Source organism: Burkholderia sp. ABCPW 11 (genome assembly GCF_001523445.1).
Taxonomy (GTDB): Bacteria; Pseudomonadota; Gammaproteobacteria; order Burkholderiales; family Burkholderiaceae; genus Burkholderia.
Window position 1 is genome coordinate 209,135 of sequence record NZ_LOVM01000046.1, and the last position, 14,972, is coordinate 224,106.

General features: G+C 67.7%; 14 protein-coding genes. 5 read left to right on the forward strand and 9 right to left on the reverse strand.

All coding sequences use genetic code 11. From position 1 onward, the window contains the following. Positions 1 to 127: 127 nt before the first annotated feature. Positions 128 to 1,429, reverse strand: a complete 1,302-nt coding sequence (locus WS61_RS19190) for an NCS2 family permease (protein WP_059502425.1) — start codon at positions 1,427 to 1,429, stop codon at positions 128 to 130. An 805-nt stretch (positions 1,430 to 2,234) separates the two neighbouring features. Between WS61_RS19190 and WS61_RS19200 the strand changes: the two genes are divergently transcribed. Then, entirely contained in the window at positions 2,235 to 2,513 is a 279-nt protein-coding gene (locus WS61_RS19200) for a hypothetical protein (protein WP_034186190.1), read from the forward strand. A gap of 172 nt (positions 2,514 to 2,685) precedes the next feature. Here the strand turns inward: WS61_RS19200 and WS61_RS19205 are convergent, their stop codons facing one another. The 5 genes from WS61_RS19205 to WS61_RS19225 all read right to left on the reverse strand — a co-directional run bounded on the left by WS61_RS19205 (position 2,686) and on the right by WS61_RS19225 (position 7,374). Continuing rightward, the gene (locus WS61_RS19205; RefSeq protein ID WP_059502770.1) at positions 2,686 to 3,060 is read right to left on the reverse strand and encodes a DUF2917 domain-containing protein; all 375 of its coding nucleotides are present in this window, start codon (positions 3,058 to 3,060) and stop codon (positions 2,686 to 2,688) included. A gap of 251 nt (positions 3,061 to 3,311) precedes the next feature. Then, positions 3,312 to 3,599, reverse strand: coding sequence for a hypothetical protein (locus tag WS61_RS19210; protein ID WP_059502430.1), 288 nt, complete (start codon positions 3,597 to 3,599; stop codon positions 3,312 to 3,314). Between the two features lie 102 nt (positions 3,600 to 3,701). Continuing rightward, on the reverse strand, positions 3,702 to 4,607 hold the full coding sequence (locus tag WS61_RS19215; RefSeq protein ID WP_059502772.1) for a metal-dependent hydrolase: 906 nt from the start codon (positions 4,605 to 4,607) through the stop codon (positions 3,702 to 3,704). Between the two features lie 35 nt (positions 4,608 to 4,642). After that, positions 4,643 to 6,430 carry an SDR family oxidoreductase gene (locus WS61_RS19220; protein WP_059502432.1) on the reverse strand — a complete coding sequence of 596 codons (1,788 nt, stop codon included), beginning with the start codon at positions 6,428 to 6,430 and terminating at the stop codon, positions 4,643 to 4,645. 44 nt (positions 6,431 to 6,474) lie between these two features. Continuing rightward, positions 6,475 to 7,374, reverse strand: coding sequence for a M24 family metallopeptidase (locus tag WS61_RS19225; protein ID WP_059502434.1), 900 nt, complete (start codon positions 7,372 to 7,374; stop codon positions 6,475 to 6,477). A gap of 289 nt (positions 7,375 to 7,663) precedes the next feature. Here WS61_RS19225 and WS61_RS19230 point away from each other — a divergent pair, with 289 nt between their 5' ends. Both WS61_RS19230 and WS61_RS33810 read left to right on the forward strand, forming a co-directional pair. Further along, entirely contained in the window at positions 7,664 to 7,936 is a 273-nt protein-coding gene (locus WS61_RS19230; RefSeq protein WP_059502436.1) for a CopG family ribbon-helix-helix protein, read from the forward strand. After that, the gene (locus WS61_RS33810) at positions 7,924 to 8,214 is read left to right on the forward strand and encodes a type II toxin-antitoxin system RelE/ParE family toxin (RefSeq protein ID WP_082742335.1); all 291 of its coding nucleotides are present in this window, start codon (positions 7,924 to 7,926) and stop codon (positions 8,212 to 8,214) included. Before WS61_RS19230 ends, WS61_RS33810 begins: the two co-directional genes overlap by 13 nt. Positions 8,215 to 8,295: 81 nt before the next feature. Here WS61_RS33810 and WS61_RS19240 read toward each other — a convergent pair whose 3' ends face one another. From WS61_RS19240 to WS61_RS19250, 3 genes are all read right to left on the reverse strand, one after another. Continuing rightward, positions 8,296 to 9,069 carry a slipin family protein gene (locus tag WS61_RS19240; RefSeq protein WP_059502441.1) on the reverse strand — a complete coding sequence of 258 codons (774 nt, stop codon included), beginning with the start codon at positions 9,067 to 9,069 and terminating at the stop codon, positions 8,296 to 8,298. After that, positions 9,066 to 10,589, reverse strand: a complete 1,524-nt coding sequence (locus tag WS61_RS19245) for a nodulation protein NfeD (RefSeq protein WP_059502774.1) — start codon at positions 10,587 to 10,589, stop codon at positions 9,066 to 9,068. The genes WS61_RS19240 and WS61_RS19245 overlap by 4 nt, the downstream gene beginning before the upstream one ends. A 121-nt stretch (positions 10,590 to 10,710) precedes the next feature. After that, on the reverse strand, positions 10,711 to 11,742 hold the full coding sequence (locus tag WS61_RS19250) for an AraC family transcriptional regulator (RefSeq protein WP_059502443.1): 1,032 nt from the start codon (positions 11,740 to 11,742) through the stop codon (positions 10,711 to 10,713). 136 nt (positions 11,743 to 11,878) lie between these two features. On the opposite strand from WS61_RS19250, the gene WS61_RS19255 reads away from it, so the two are divergent. Both WS61_RS19255 and WS61_RS19260 read left to right on the forward strand, forming a co-directional pair. Further along, the gene (locus WS61_RS19255; protein ID WP_059502445.1) at positions 11,879 to 13,012 is read left to right on the forward strand and encodes an acyl-CoA dehydrogenase family protein; all 1,134 of its coding nucleotides are present in this window, start codon (positions 11,879 to 11,881) and stop codon (positions 13,010 to 13,012) included. 165 nt (positions 13,013 to 13,177) lie between these two features. Then, positions 13,178 to 14,884, forward strand: a complete 1,707-nt coding sequence (locus WS61_RS19260) for an AMP-binding protein (protein ID WP_059502446.1) — start codon at positions 13,178 to 13,180, stop codon at positions 14,882 to 14,884. Positions 14,885 to 14,972: the final 88 nt, after the last annotated feature.

Sequence of the window (14,972 nt, forward strand, 5' to 3'; positions counted from 1 at the left end):
GATCGAGCGTCGATAGGAGCGTGCGCGCGGGTTCGTCAGGATCGCAGACGAATCGTGCGAAAACGAAAAACGCCACCCGAAGGTGGCGTTTTTTCATTTCACCGCGCGGTGCAGCGATGCGCTTCGCTTACTCGCTGCCGAGATAGAAGAAGCGGAACAGGAACACGGCCGCGATGATCCACACGATCGGCTTGACCGTGCGGCCCTGGCCCGTCAGCAGCTTGAGGCCGCCGTACGCGATGAAGCCGAACGCGACGCCGTTCGCGATCGAGTACGTGAACGGCATCAGCAGCGCGGTCAGTGCAGCCGGCACGGCTTCCGTCGCGTCGTCCCACGGCACCTCGACCATCTCGCGCAGCATCAGGCACGACACGTACAGCAGCGCGGGCGCGGTCGCGTAGGCCGGCACGACGCCGGCAAGCGGCGCGATGAACAGGCACGCGAGGAACAGCGCCGCGACGGTGATGGCCGTCACGCCGGTGCGGCCGCCGGCCTGCACGCCCGACGCGCTTTCGATATACGCGGTGGTCGACGACGTGCCGAGCACCGAGCCCGCGACGATCGCCGTGCTGTCGGCGAGCAGCGCCTTGTTCAGGCGGTGCATCTTGCCTTCGACGAGCAGGCCCGCGCGATTCGCGACGCCCATCAGCGTGCCCGTCGCGTCGAACAGCTCGACGAGGAAGAACACGAGGATCACGTTGATGATGCCGGTCGACAGCGCGGCGCGGATGTCGAGCTTGAACAGCGTCGCATCGATCGACGGCGGCGCGGAGAACACGCCGTGGAACTGGTTGTCGCCGAAGAAGAACGACAGGATCGTCACGCCGATGATGCCGATCAGGATCGCGCCGCGCACGCGCAGGTGGTCGAGCGTGACGATCGTGAAGAAGCCGACGATCGCGAGGATCGTCGTGGGCTTGTGCAGATCGCCGAGCGTGACGAGCGTGGCCGGGTTGCCGACGATCACGCCCGACGTCTTCAGCGAGATGATGCCGAGGAACAGGCCGATGCCGGCGGTAATGGAAATCCGCAGCGATTTCGGAATGCCGTTGACGATCGCCTCGCGCACGCGGAACAGCGTGACGAGCAGGAACAGGCAGCCGGAAATGAACACGGCGCCGAGCGCGGCCTGCCACGTGAAGCCCATCCCCTTGACGACCGTGTACGCGAAATACGCGTTCAGGCCCATGCCGGGCGCGCAGGCGATCGGGTAGTTCGCGTACAGCCCCATGATGATCGACGCCAGCGCCGCGACGAGGCAGGTCGCGACGAACACGGATTCCTTCGGCATGCCGGCGTCGCCGAGGATCGCGGGGTTGACGAAGATGATGTAGGCCATCGTCAGGAACGTGGTGACGCCCGCGAGTATTTCGGTGCGGAAGTCGGTGCCGGCTTCAGCGAAGCCGAAATACCGCTTGATGGATTCCATGAAGGCGTTTCTCCGGTCGGGTTGTCGTGTTGATTGTTGTGCCGATTTGTTGTAAAGGCAGCGCGGCCGGCTAACTGTAACCAGCCACTATTGCCCGGCTATCGGCGGATTGTAATAGCGCGGATAGCTCGGACGATATAGTTGGAGGGCACGATCGATTGCCTGCGCGCGAACGGTCGGGCAGCCCGCCCGCGCGACGAAGGCGCGCATTTTACCGGTTCGCGGGGCACGGGCCGGCAGAAATGGCTGAAACGGGGGAAACGAGCGGAAGGGGCGCGGGGCCGGCGCACGACGCCAGCCGATGCATGCGCAACGGCACGGCGGCAGCGTCGCACGCGGCCGGTGCGCAATGACATGCGACTGAAACGGGGCGACCGCATGCTGCACGAACGCGGTGCAGGCGGCGCGTGCACGCGAATGCACGTGCGCGGCCGGCACGTGCGCGCGGCGGCGTGCAGCGGTCATTCGTCAGTCCAGGCGGTGGCGGGTATCGGGCAATCGTGCGCCGAAGCCGTCCCGTCCGCAACTGTCATTTCGCGATGCGGGGGCGACTGTGGTTTCTGTGTAAAAGATTGCAAGACCCCATCGCGTAAACCGGCAACTCTTTCTAGGATAGATACACCGCGCATGCACACGCCGGCCGGTCATTGCCGACGCGGGGAGTCGCAGTCCGTGCAGGCCAGGCGGTGAATGGCGGTCAAGGCCATTGCGCGTTTGGGCAGGCACGGCCGGTCAGGCACGGCCAGTTAGGAACGGCCGATTGCGATTGCCCGATGCGGGTTCGTCCGTAATCACGGAGGTCAGCATGTTGAACTGGATCAGCCGCTGGGCGATGCGACACGCCCCCACGCCGGAAAAAACCGCTGCGTCGATGCTCGTGACGGCGCGCATGGAACTGTTCGCAGCCGAACAGCGCGTCATCGATGCGAAATTACAGGCGGACTACTGGCGCACACGTGTGTCATTCCTCGAAGAGGTGCAGAAGCAGGGCATCGATCCGTGGGTGACCTCGCAGGCCGCGCAACGTCCCGACGTCGATTCCACGCCCCGAAGCACGGGCCCGCGTCTCGCCGCCAGCACCTGATGCACCTGCTGCATCCCCTCGCTGCGCACGGCGCGCGATCGCTTTCGGCACGCACGGGTGTGCCGCGTCCTTCGATGCGCACCTGCGGCGCGTTGCGCCGCGGGTGCGTCCGTTTCCGGATACCGTGATTCCGCACGCCACGGTTTGCCGTCGTGCGTGCGAACTCACCGCGTCAATCCCTTCTTCGCCATTGTCCAACGAGCAAACGCCGTAGTGGCGCGAGCGCGCGTCTTAGCCGCTCGCCGCGCCGCACGTATGCCGTCGTGATCGACGCTTCGGCCGCCGCGTCATCGTCGGTGCCGAGCCAGATGCGATCGCCGCGTGCGATGCGCAGCACGTCGCCGGGGCGTACCCAGTAGTCGTCGATGCTCGGTGGGCGCGTGATCCACAGCGGCGCGCCGTGCGCACGAATTTCCGCATCGCTGGGCGCGCGCCAGGTCAGTGTCGTGCGCGGCGCGACCGCGAAGCGGATCACGACGGTCGGTAACGCGATCGTGCCGGCGTGGCGCCGATCGCGGCGTTCGAACAGCGGGCTTGCCTGGTCCATCGTCTTCTCCATTCAGTGAGCCGGACGGATGACGTGCACCAGAACAAAAAGGCCTCATCCGTTTCCGGCGAGGCCTTGTGTGACATGCGGTACTGCTCGATTGCTAACGCACAAGCGCCTCCCGTGATCCATTCTTTCGAATGTTCACCGGGCAATGATTCGCGATGGCGATGAGCTTGAACGTAGGCATGCGAACGATTTTGTTGTCGGCGTGCGGCGTTGTCAACGACTATTTTCGAGATGGACGGCGATCACGCGTCGCGTTGCGCGAGCCCGTTCACGAGCAGTTCGGACAGCAGGCCCGTCATTCCGTTCGGATGGTCGGCGGCGCGCGCCTTCAACTGTTCGACCAACTCGGCGTTGAGCTTGCACGCGAACGGCACGAGGCCCTGTTCCTGGTCGAGCTTGCGTTGCGCGCGGCGATCCAGCTTCGCCGCCTCCTCGGCGCCCTTGCCGAAACGCGCGGAGCTCGACTGCTTCATCGCGTGCGTCAGCTTGAGCGCCTTGTTCTTTTCGAGATCGGTTTTCTTCATGGCCATCGCGGCACCTCCGGGAATTGAAGCCGCGATTGTACGCATTTCGGCGGACGCCGCCCGGCGGCGCCGTCGCAACCCCGCTTGCGACGCCGCCCGCTCATCCGCTCACGCGCCTTTCGTCGTGCCCCAGTTGCCGCCGTGCGCAGCCGCCTGCGCGGCCGGCGAGCGCGCGAGGTAGGCGAGTGCCTGCTCGGTCGAGCCCTCGTGGTGCGGCGTATAGCCCGGCTTGAAATAGCGCAGCGCCGCGCCGATCACCTTCCAGAACGACGGCAGGTGCCCGCGCCGCGAACCCTGCCGCCACGCGCGCGCGAAGCCGGGGTAACGGCCGGCGTCCGGGTCGCGCCGGTACATGAATTTCGCGCCGGTTGTGATGTAGTAGAGCAGCAGCACGATCACGAACGCCATATGCACGCAGCGCTCCGGATAGGTGCCGCCCATGTGCCGGTAGATGTCGAACGCGACGGTGCGGTGCTCGACTTCCTCGGCGCCGTGCCAGCGCAGCAGGTCGACCATCGTCGGGTCGGCGCGGCCTTCGTCGAGGCCGTGCGCGTTGAGCACCCAGTTGCCGAGATAGCCGAAGAAATGCTCGAGCGACGCGATCACGGCCAGTTGCTGCCGCAGCCAGAAACGCGTATGGCCGATCTTCAGCCCCAGCGGCTGCTCGCCGAGCACGCGCGTGAACAACCGGTTGAGCTTCTGCGTGAACGGCTTCGTGTCGATGCCGTGGCGCTCGTAGTAGTGCTTGAGCACGCCGCCGTGCGAACGCGAATGCACGGCCTCCTGCCGCAGGAAGCCTTCGGCTTCGTCGCGCAGGCGTGCATCGGTGATCAGCGGCAGCGCCTTGTTGTACACGCGGCAGAACCACAGCTCGCCTTCCGGGAACAGCAGGTTCAGCGTGTTGATGATGTGCGTGCTGCCCGGATCGTTCGGTACCCAGGTGATCGGCGTATCGCTGAAGTCGAACTTCACGTGCCGGGCCTTGATCTTGTGGTAGTCGGCGGTATCGGTCATGTCGTCTCCTTGTCCCTGTGCAGCGTCGAGCGCCGTCAATGCGATGCCATGCTGATGCGCGCGAGCATCCGGCCCAGCCACGGCATGAAGCGGCCGACGAAACGCATCGCGTGCGCTTCGCCGCCGACCGCCACGACGGGGCGGTTGCGCAGCACGCCGTCGACCATCGCCCGCGCGACGGTTTCGGGTTTCAGGCCGCGCATCTGGTACAGCCTGGTCGCGCGCTTGCGCAGCCGCGCTTCGTCCTGTGCGCTGGCGCCCGCGTAGTGCGTCGACGCCATGATTCCGGTCTCCGCGAAACCGGGGCACACGGCCGTCACGCCGATGCCTTTCTCCGCCAGTTCCGCGCGCATGCATTCGCTGAGCATCAGCACCGCGGCCTTCGTCGTCGCATACGCGGGCAGGTCGCGCGACGGGCCGAACGCGGCGGCCGACGCGGTGTTGACGATGTGCCCGCCGGTGCCGCGCGCGGCCATCTGCCGAGCGAACAGCCGCGAGCCATGGATCACGCCCCACAGGTTCACGTGCAGGATGCGCTCCCAGTCCCGCGTGCCCGTGTCGAGGATGCCGCCGGCCATGCCGATGCCCGCGTTGTTGATCACGATGTCCGCGCCGCCGAGTTCGCCGCCGACCCAGGTCGCGAGCGCTTCCATTTCGTCCGCGGACCCGACGTCGACACGTTTCGCATGCGCGTGCGCGCCGGTCAGCCCGATGAGCAGCGCGGTGCGCTCGGCGCTCGCGAGATCGATGTCGCATGCGACGACCGTCGCGCCTTCGCGAGCGAAGGCCAGCGCCGCGCAGCGGCCGATTCCGCTGCCCGCGCCGGTGACGACCGCGACCTTGCCGCCGAAGCGCCCGCTGGTTGCGCGGCGGCGCGCGTTAGCGAGCGCAGGCGGTTCGTTGCCGGATTCGACCGCGTCGATCAATTGCCCGGCGAGATCCGCGAAGCGCGCGGGATCGGCGAGCGGCAGCCAGTGGCCGGCAGCGACTTCGCGGCGGTAGTACTGCGGCACCCAGCGCGACAGGTTCTCGGACAGCGCGGGGCTCACGTATTTGTCGCCGAGCGGCACGATCGTCTGCACCGGTGCGTGCGCATAGCGTTCGCGCGGCGCGAACAGGCAGCGGATGAAGTTCGCGCGATAGAGGCGTACGCCGCGCGCGCCGTCGTCGGCCTGGGTCGGCCGCTGCGCGGCGGGCGTTTTCTCGAGCCGGCGCAGCAGGCCCGGCCACGCGCGGCCGAGCCACAGCCGCCAGCCGAGCTCGGGGATGAGCGGCAGGTGGAACAGATACACGTACCACGAGCGCACGAGCTGGCCGCCGAGCGTGGCCAGCGACGCGGGCGTCGGGCGCAGCACGCGCTCGCGCAGCCAGAAGCCGACGTGGTCGAGGCATGGCCCCGAGCACGACGTGTACGACGCGATGCGGCCGGCGAGGCGCGGGTCGGTGACGAATTCCCAGCCCTGGATCGAGCCCCAGTCGTGTGCGACGAGGTGCACGGCGCGGCCCGGGCAGAGCGCATCGATCACCGCGACGAAATCGTCGGTCAGCTTCGCGAGATGGTAGTCGGCCGTGCGCTTCGGCACGCCGGACAGGCCCGCGCCGCGCACGTCGTACGCGATCACGTAGTGCCGGCGTGCGAGCAGTGGCGCGACGTGCTGCCAGACGCTGCTGTCGTCGGGATAGCCGTGCACGAGCACGACCGGCGAGCGGGCCGGATCGCCCCAGGTCCTGACCGCGAGCGTCAGGTCGCCGGAGGCGACCGCCGTTTCGGCGTGAACCGATTCGAACAGGGCCAGCGGCGCTTCGTCGGAAAGAGACTGCATCGTGAGTCCGTCGTTCAGAGAGTCGGGAGGCGGGAGCGGGTGCGTCAGGCAGCGGCCGGCACGTTCGCCGCGGCGTGCGCGCGTTCGGCCTGGCGGCGGCGCCAGCGGCGCACGTGCGGCAGATCGTCGTCGAGCCAGTACGCGTCGTCGTCGGTGATCACCAGCAGTTCCTCGAATTTCGCGCCGACGCCCGCGAAGCCGAGATGCGGCTCGACGGCCCACAGGCCCGGCACGGGCGCATGCTCGGAGCGGCGGTCGATCGACCACAGCGGCGACCAGCCTTGCTGCTTCGCCGCGCGGCCCTGGTCGAGCAGCAGGTTGCGCGTCGCGTTCAGCCCGAAGCGGGCGACGAAGCGCGGCTTCGACAGCTTGTGGATCTTCGCGACACGATGCGCGAGCACCTTGAACGGGTAGGCCTTGTGGCGCGGCTCGACGCCCTGGCGGCGGCACAGCGCGTCGACTTCCTGCGCGACTTCCGCCATCGGCCGGCGCGCCTTCACGAGCCGCACGATCATGTCGCGATGGTCCATCAGGTCGTCCTGCAACTGCTCGAGGATCGGGTTGCGGCCGAGGCAGTGCGCGTAGCCGACATCGGCGACGATGCCGTCGAGCACCGGCGCGACGTCGAGGATCACCGGCATGTCGGTTTCGAGCTGGCGGTTGCTCGGGAAGAACGCGAGATTGAAGCCGCCCATGTGCTTGAGGCCGGAGAAGCCCTCGAACGCGGTGCGATCGCCGAACCATGCGAACGGCTTGTGCAGCCAGTCGTGCACGCCGTTGTCCTGCAGCCATTCGGTCAAGAGGCGCGCGGCTTCCTTCTCGGTGATGCCGGGGTACAGCATCGCGCCGACGGTTTCGACGCAGCGGTACGCGAGCTGCTGGACCGCGCGGAATTGCGGCAACTCGTCGAGATGGACTTCCGGCAGCGGGTGGTGGGCGGTCATGATGCGTCTCCGTCGAGGGTGCTGATCCGGAACGCGCCCGCCAGTGTTCATCACCACGAGCTATTCAGTCAGCATTTAATGTGTCATTGCGCGATGTAACGATAATAGACGGTTCCGGAAAACGCGCTAGCCCCGTGGGGTGAGGATTTGTCCTAATGGAGAGGCGAAATGGAAGGAAGGCTCTAGCGCACTGATGGCCGGGGTACTTTTCGGTGTCGATCCAATATTGCTTTTCGAGCGAGGCCAGACCTACAATATTCAAAGGTAATACCTCTGGATACTTTTTATCGTGGCAACCTCGATCAAACTCGATCCGGCCCTTCAGGAGCGGGTGCGTCATCTGGCCGAACAGCGTCGGCGCACGCCGCACTGGATCATGCGCGAGGCGATCGCGCAATATGTGGCGCGCGAGGAAAAGCGCGAGTCGTTCAAGCAGGAAGCGATGCAGGCATGGGCAGACTATCAGTCGACGGGGCTGCACGTGACGCACGAGGAGATGGACGCGTATCTCGAGAAGCTCGAGGCCGGTGAAGCAGCGGAGCCGCCCGAGTGTCACGACTGATCTGGACGCGAACTGCCCAGCAAGCGATTGTTCGCCTTCATCGTTTTCTCGCCGACCAGGATCCGCTGGCCGCGCGTCGTGCGATCAAGGCGATTCGTACTGGCGTCGACGTTCTGGTTCGACAGCCCCGGCTCGGCCGTCCCGTCGACGAACTCGATACGGTTTTTCGCGAATGGCTGATCGATTTCGGCGACAGCGGATACGTGGTGATGTACAGGGTCGATGATGATGGCGTCGCGATCCTGACGATCAGGCATCAACGGGAAGCCGGGTATTGAGCGACCGGGCCACGCCTGCCGCCATCGTGTCACGCTCCGTTGCACGATGGCCGGGTATCGTCCATACGCACATCAGCACCGCTAATCCTCCCGCTTCCCCCCCAACCGCTCCAGCAACGCCCCCAGCAGATCGATCGGCAGCGGGAACACGATCGTCGAATTCTTGTCCGCGGCGATCGTCGTCAACGTCTGCAGGTAGCGCAACTGCATCGCCTGCGGCTGCTGCGCGAGCCGCTGCGCGGCCTGCAGCAGCTTCTCCGACGCCTGCAATTCGCCTTCCGCATGAATCACTTTCGCGCGCCGCTCGCGCTCGGCTTCGGCCTGCCGGGCGATCGCGCGGATCATCGTCTCGTTCAGGTCGACGTGCTTGATCTCGACCGTCGACACCTTGATCCCCCACGCGTCCGTCTGCGCGTCGAGCGTCTTCTGGATGTCCGCGTTCAGTTGCTCGCGCTCGGCCAGCAGTGCGTCGAGGTCGTGCTTGCCGAGTACCGAACGCAACGTCGTCTGCGAGAGCTGGCTCGTCGCGTCGAAAAAGTGCGCGACCTGGATCACGGCCTTCTCCGGATCGACGACACGGAAATACACGACCGCGTTGACCTTCACCGACACGTTGTCGCGCGTGATCACGTCCTGCGGCGGCACGTCGAACACGACGGTGCGCAGGTCGATCCGCACGACCTGCTGGACGATCGGGATGATCAGCACCAGCCCCGGCCCCTTCACTTTCCAGAACCGGCCGAGCATGAACACGACACCACGCTCGTATTCGCGAAAGATGCGGATCGACGACGCGACGAGCACCACGACGAAGACGACCAGGACGCTGCTGAAGCCGAACGTGTAACCGATCATGGAGGTTCTCCCTGGGGATGGGCGGGGGCGGGCACGTCGTAGAGCGGCGCGACCGTCAGCGTCAGCCCGTGGCGGCCGGTGACGCGCACGCGGCAGCCGGCGGCCAGCGGCGTGCTGCTCGCCACGCGCCAGCGCTCGCCGTGCACGCGCGCCCAGCCGGCGGCCGACGGCGGCGCGCCGGCCGCGTCGTTCGGCTGGTCCGGATGCAGGCCGTCGTCGAGGACTTCGCCGATGCTGCCGAGCATCGCCTCGGCGCCCGTCACGACCGGGCGGCGCCGCGCGCGCAGCGCGACGCTCGACACGCCCGCGACGAGCAGCCCGCCGCCGAGCGCGAGGCTCGCGATCACGGGCCACGGAATCCCGTAGCCGGGCACGTCGGTGTCGATCAGCATCAGCGCGCCGATCGTGAACGCGACGATTCCGCCGAACCCGAGCACGCCGAAGGTCGGCAGGAATGCCTCGGCGACGAGGCAGCCGAGCCCGAGCAGCACGAGGCCGAGGCCCGCATAGCTGACCGGCAGCAACTGCATCGCGAACAGCCCGATCAGCAGGCAGATCGTGCCGGCGACGCCCGGCAGCACGAAACCGGGGTTCGCGAATTCGAAGAAGAGGCCGTAGATGCCGATGGTCAGCAGGATCAGCGCGACGTTCGGATCGGCGATGATCGCCAGGAAGCGGCTGCGCCAGTCGGGCGCGAGCACGATTAGCGGCGCGTGCGCGGTCGCGAGATGCAGCGTGCCGGCGGTGGTCGTCGCGGCGCGGCCGTCGAGCTGGCGCGCGAGATCGGCCGGATCCTGCGCGATCAGGTCGACGACGTGCTGCATGCGCGCCTCGTTCGCCGGCAGGCTCACGGCCTCGCGCACCGCGCGCTCGGCCCATTCCGCATTGCGCCCGCGCAATTGAGCGAGGCCGCGGATGTACGCGGAAGCGTCCTGTATCGCCTTGCGGATCTCGGTCGATTGCGTGTCGGTCGGCAGCGCGGCGGCCGGGGCGGATGCACCCGATGCACCGGTGGGCGCGCCCGGCGGAGCGGCGCCGCCGATGCCGAACTGCACGGGCGACGCCGCGCCGAGATTGGTGCCGGGCGCCATTGCCGCGAAGTGGCTCGCATAGACGATGTAGGTGCCCGCGCTCGCCGCCCGCGCGCCGCCCGGCGCGACGAACGCGGCGACCGGCACCGGCGAGCCGAGGATGGCCTTGATGATCTGCCGCATCGACGTATCGAGGCCGCCGGGGGTGTCGAGCTGCACGATCGCGAGCGGCGCGTGCTCGCGGGCCGCGCGGTCGAGCGAACGCACGATGAAATCGGCGCTGGCCGGGCCGATCGCGCCGTTGACGGGGATCACGACGACCGGACGCGCGGCCGGCGCGTCGGCCGATGGCGGCGCGGCGAGCGCGGCGCATACGACGAGCAGCGCCGCGAACAGCGCGGCGCGCGCGACCCGCGCGGACAGCGGGTGACGGGGGCGGCCGGCGGGCGCGGCAGGCGCCGGCGGCGGCTCATGACGGTGAAAGCGCATCGGGACGTCCGGGCGGCGCACGGCCGCGTGCCGTCCGGCTTGCGGAAAGGGCGTGGGCCCGATACTTGAAGATTAGGCGGTTTCGGGGCAAAGCGCGAAGGTGCGGCCGCGCCGGCCGGATTCAGCTGGCGCCGCCACCGCGCGCGAGCACTTCGTCGCGATAGTCGGCCGGGCTGCGCCCGCTCCATTTGCGGAACGCGCGGTAGAACGCGCTCGGCTCCGCGAATCCGGTCGCGGCCGCGACGTCGGCGATCGTGCGTGTGGGGTCTGCCAGCGCCTCGAACGCGAGATCGCGCCGCAGCGTGTCCTTGATCGACTGGTACGCGTGGCCTTCCTGGTGCAGCTTGCGTCGCAGCGTGGCCTCGGCCACGTGCAGCCGCGCGGCCATCCCGCCCGCGCCCGGCCACGCGGCGGGCGGCATCCCGCGCAGCACTGCGCGCACGCGCTGCGCGAGCGCGTTCGGGTTGCGGTACTTGACGATGAAGCTGGCCGGCGCGTTGCGCAGAAACGTTTTCAGCGTCTTCGCGTTCTGCACGACCGGCAGCGTCGCGAATTCGGGATCGAAATCGACATACGAATCGGGCTCGTTGAAACGCATGTCGTCGCAGAACATCGACGGATATTCGTGATCGGCGGGCGGCGTGTCGCAACGGAAGCTCGCGTGCAACAGCGGAATGCGCCGGCCGATCAGCCAGCACGTGAGGCCGTAGACGATGATGAAATAGGTCGCGTACGTGAACATCGCGGGCGTCGCGCCGTTGCGGTGCACGAAACGCAGCCGCACGCGCTGCGGGTTCGCGTCGAGTTCGGCGTGCAGGTCGTCGAGCACGCAGTGCATGAAATTCACCGCGCGCGCCATCGCGTGAAGCCCGTCGCGGGCGGACAGCGCGGCCTGGCTCATCGCGATGAAGCTGCCGCTGCGCATCGGGTGGCGATCCTGCCCGAAAAATTCGTCGTCGAGCGTGCGCGCGATGGCGTTCCACAACGCGCCATATTGCTGTGCGGACACGCGTGCGCGCGGCTGCCCGAGCAGCGCGGGCGCGATGCCGGCCTGCGCGAGCAGCGGCTCGGCCGCGACGCCGCGCCGCGTGGCCAGCGCGACGCTGTACGCGACGAGGCCGATCGCGACGGTTCCCTTGTCTTCCTGCTTCATCGGTGTCGCCGGTATGGCAAAAACGCTCAGTGTAAATGAGCGACGCGAGCATCGAACAGTCGCGCGTGCTTGCCTACACTTGTTGCATCGAAACGCAAGGACGGTCGCGCCCGGCGGCCGCGGGAGACTGCAGCACATGGACGAGCTTTACACCGAAGACCAGCGGATGATCCGCGATGCGGCGCGCGCTTTTGCCACGGAGATGCTGGCGCCGAACGCCGCGCAGTGGGACCGCGACGCCAACCTGCCCGACGCGATCGTCGCGCAGCTCGGCGAACTGGGCCTGCTCGGGATGATCGTGCCGCAGGAACTGGGCGGCTCGTATACGGATTACGTGGCCTACGCGCTGGCGATGGAGGAAGTGGCGGCCGGCGACGCCGCGTGCGCGACGATGATGAGCGTGCACAACTCGGTCGGCTGTGGGCCGATCCTCGGCTTCGGCACGCCCGCGCAGAAGGATCGCTGGCTGGCCGACATGGCGGCCGGCCGCGTGATCGGCGCATTCTGCCTGACCGAGCCGCATGCCGGTTCCGAGGCGAACAACCTGCGCACGCGGGCCGAATTGCGCGACGGCAAATGGGTGCTGAACGGTGCGAAGCAGTTCGTGACCAACGGCCAGCGCGCGGGCGTCGCGATCGTTTTTGCCATGACCGACCCCGAAGCCGGCAAGCGCGGCATTTCCGCGTTCCTGGTGCCGACCGACACGCCGGGCTTCATCGTCGGCAAGCCCGAGAAGAAAATGGGCATCCGCGCGTCCGACACCTGCCCGATCACGTTCGAGAACTGCGCGATTCCCGAAGAAAACCTGCTCGGCAATCGCGGCGAAGGGCTGAAGATCGCGTTGTCGAACCTCGAAGGCGGGCGCATCGGCATCGCCGCGCAGGCGCTCGGCATCGCGCGCGCCGCGTTCGACAAGGCGCGCCGCTATGCGGGCGAGCGCGTGCAGTTCGGCAAGCCGATCGCCGAGCATCAGGCGATCCAACAGAAGCTCGCCGACATGGCCGTGCAGATCAACGCCGCGCGCCTGCTCGTGCATCACGCGGCGAAGCTGCGCACGGCCGGGTTGCCGTGCCTGTCGGAAGCGTCGCAGGCGAAGCTGTTCGCGTCCGAGATGGCCGAACGCGTGTGCTCGGACGCGATCCAGATTCACGGCGGCTACGGCTATCTGGTCGATTACGAAGTCGAGCGTCACTATCGCGACGCGCGCATCACGCAGATTTACGAAGGCACGAGCGAAGTGCAGCGGATGGTGATCGCGAGACAGCTTTGAGTCGCGACGGTCGCGCCGACGACGGCATCACGCAGGGCACGAGGGCAGCGCGGCGAACGCGGCACGCAACGACGTGACCGTGCGCCGTGCAACACGGAGCCGGGCATGTGCTGCGGCACATGCGCCGGTTGACCGCTGGGCATGGAGACTGGACGGAGACGACACATGACGGTACAGGCATTCCTGGATGCACGCGACTTCCTGCTGCGCCATCGCACCGACTACGACACCGCGTACCGCGAGTTCGAATGGCCGGTGCTCGATGCGTTCAACTGGGCGCTCGACTACTTCGACCCGATGGCGCGCGGCAACGACCAGCCCGCGCTGTGGATCGTCGATGCGGCGACCGGCACGGGCGATCCGTATTCGTTCGCGCAGATGTCCGAGCGTTCGTCGCGGATCGCGAACTGGCTGCGCTCGATCGGCGTCGTACGTGGCGACCGCATTCTGCTGATGCTGCCGAACCGTGTCGAGCTGTGGGACGCGATGCTGGCCGCGATGAAGCTCGGCGCGATCGTGTTGCCCGCCACCACGCAACTGTCGCCCGACGACGTGCGCGACCGCGTGCGGATCGGCGGCGCGAAATACGCGATCGTCGACGAGAACGAAACCGCGAAGTTCGAGCAACCCGATCTCGGCCTCGCGCAAAAGATCGTCGCCGGCGCGCCGCGCGCGGGCTGGCTCGCGATGAACGACGGCTATGCGGCGAGCGCCGCGTTCGAGCCGGACGCCGTCACGCACGCGAACGATCCGATGCTGCTGTACTTCACGTCGGGCACGACGTCCAAGCCGAAGCTCGTCGAGCATACGCATCGCACCTATCCGGTCGGCCATCTGTCGACGATGTACTGGGTCGGCCTGCAGCCGGGTGACATCCACTGGAACATCAGCTCGCCCGGCTGGGCGAAGCATGCGTGGAGCTGCTTCTTCGCGCCGTGGAATGCGCAGGCGTGCGTGTTTGCGTTCAACTATGCGCGCTTCGAGCCGAAGGTCGTGCTCGATGCGCTCGTCAAATACCGGGTGACCACGCTGTGCGCGCCGCCGACCGTGTGGCGCATGCTCGTGCAGCAGCCGCTCGCGTCGTTCGACGTGAAGCTGCGCGAGATCGTCGGCGCGGGCGAGCCGTTGAATCCCGAGATCATCGAGCGCGTGAAGAAGGCGTGGAACATCTCGATCCGCGACGGCTACGGCCAGACCGAGACGACCTGCCTGATCGGCAACTCACCGGGCCAGCCGGTGGTCGCGGGGTCGATGGGCCGGCCGCTGCCCGGCTACCGGATCGCGCTGCTCGATCCGGACGGCGCGCCCGTCAGCGAAGGCGAGGTCGCGCTGCCACTCGGCGATGGCGCCGCGCGCCCGGTCGGGCTGATGAACGGCTATGCGAACAATCCCGACGCGACGGCCCATGCGATGCGCGACGGCCACTACCGCACGTCGGATATCGCGATGCGTCGCGACGACGGCTACTACGTGTACGTCGGCCGCGCGGACGACGTGTTCAAGTCGTCCGACTACCGGCTGAGCCCGTTCGAACTCGAGAGTGTGCTGATCGAGCATCCGGCGATCGCCGAGGCGGCCGTCGTGCCGAGCCCGGACCCGGTACGGCTGTCGGTGCCGAAGACTTTCATCACACTGCGCCAGGGCTACGAGGAAAGCCCCGCGCTCGCGCTGGAGATCTTCCGTTTTTCGCGCGAGAAGCTCGCGCCGTACAAGCGCATTCGCCGCCTGCAATTCGCGGAGCTGCCGAAGACGATCTCGGGGAAGATCCGCCGCGTCGAGCTGCGCCGCCGCGAGATCGAGCGCGGCGACGACGCGACCGCGCGCATGCCCGGCGAATACTGGGAAGAGGATTTCGCCGCCGAACTGAAATGACCGGCCGCGGGCGGCGCGCGCCGCATGCCGCGGCCGCCGCCCGCAGCCGAATCGAACCGGTCGCGCGGCGGCATGCCGCCACGCCGCG

Excerpts from the sequence above, each read along its gene's own strand:
- WS61_RS19190 (WP_059502425.1), bottom strand. The coding sequence starts at position 1,429 with ATGGAATCCATCAAGCGGTATTTCGGCTTCGCTGAAGCCGGCACCGAC.
- WS61_RS19200 (WP_034186190.1), top strand. The coding sequence starts at position 2,235 with ATGTTGAACTGGATCAGCCGCTGGGCGATGCGACACGCCCCCACGCCG.
- WS61_RS19205 (WP_059502770.1), bottom strand. The coding sequence starts at position 3,060 with ATGGACCAGGCAAGCCCGCTGTTCGAACGCCGCGATCGGCGCCACGCC.
- WS61_RS19210 (WP_059502430.1), bottom strand. The coding sequence starts at position 3,599 with ATGGCCATGAAGAAAACCGATCTCGAAAAGAACAAGGCGCTCAAGCTG.
- WS61_RS19215 (WP_059502772.1), bottom strand. The coding sequence starts at position 4,607 with ATGACCGATACCGCCGACTACCACAAGATCAAGGCCCGGCACGTGAAG.
- WS61_RS19220 (WP_059502432.1), bottom strand. The coding sequence starts at position 6,430 with ATGCAGTCTCTTTCCGACGAAGCGCCGCTGGCCCTGTTCGAATCGGTT.
- WS61_RS19225 (WP_059502434.1), bottom strand. The coding sequence starts at position 7,374 with ATGACCGCCCACCACCCGCTGCCGGAAGTCCATCTCGACGAGTTGCCG.
- WS61_RS19240 (WP_059502441.1), bottom strand. The coding sequence starts at position 9,069 with ATGATCGGTTACACGTTCGGCTTCAGCAGCGTCCTGGTCGTCTTCGTC.
- WS61_RS19245 (WP_059502774.1), bottom strand. The coding sequence starts at position 10,589 with ATGCGCTTTCACCGTCATGAGCCGCCGCCGGCGCCTGCCGCGCCCGCC.
- WS61_RS19250 (WP_059502443.1), bottom strand. The coding sequence starts at position 11,742 with ATGAAGCAGGAAGACAAGGGAACCGTCGCGATCGGCCTCGTCGCGTAC.
- WS61_RS19255 (WP_059502445.1), top strand. The coding sequence starts at position 11,879 with ATGGACGAGCTTTACACCGAAGACCAGCGGATGATCCGCGATGCGGCG.
- WS61_RS19260 (WP_059502446.1), top strand. The coding sequence starts at position 13,178 with ATGACGGTACAGGCATTCCTGGATGCACGCGACTTCCTGCTGCGCCAT.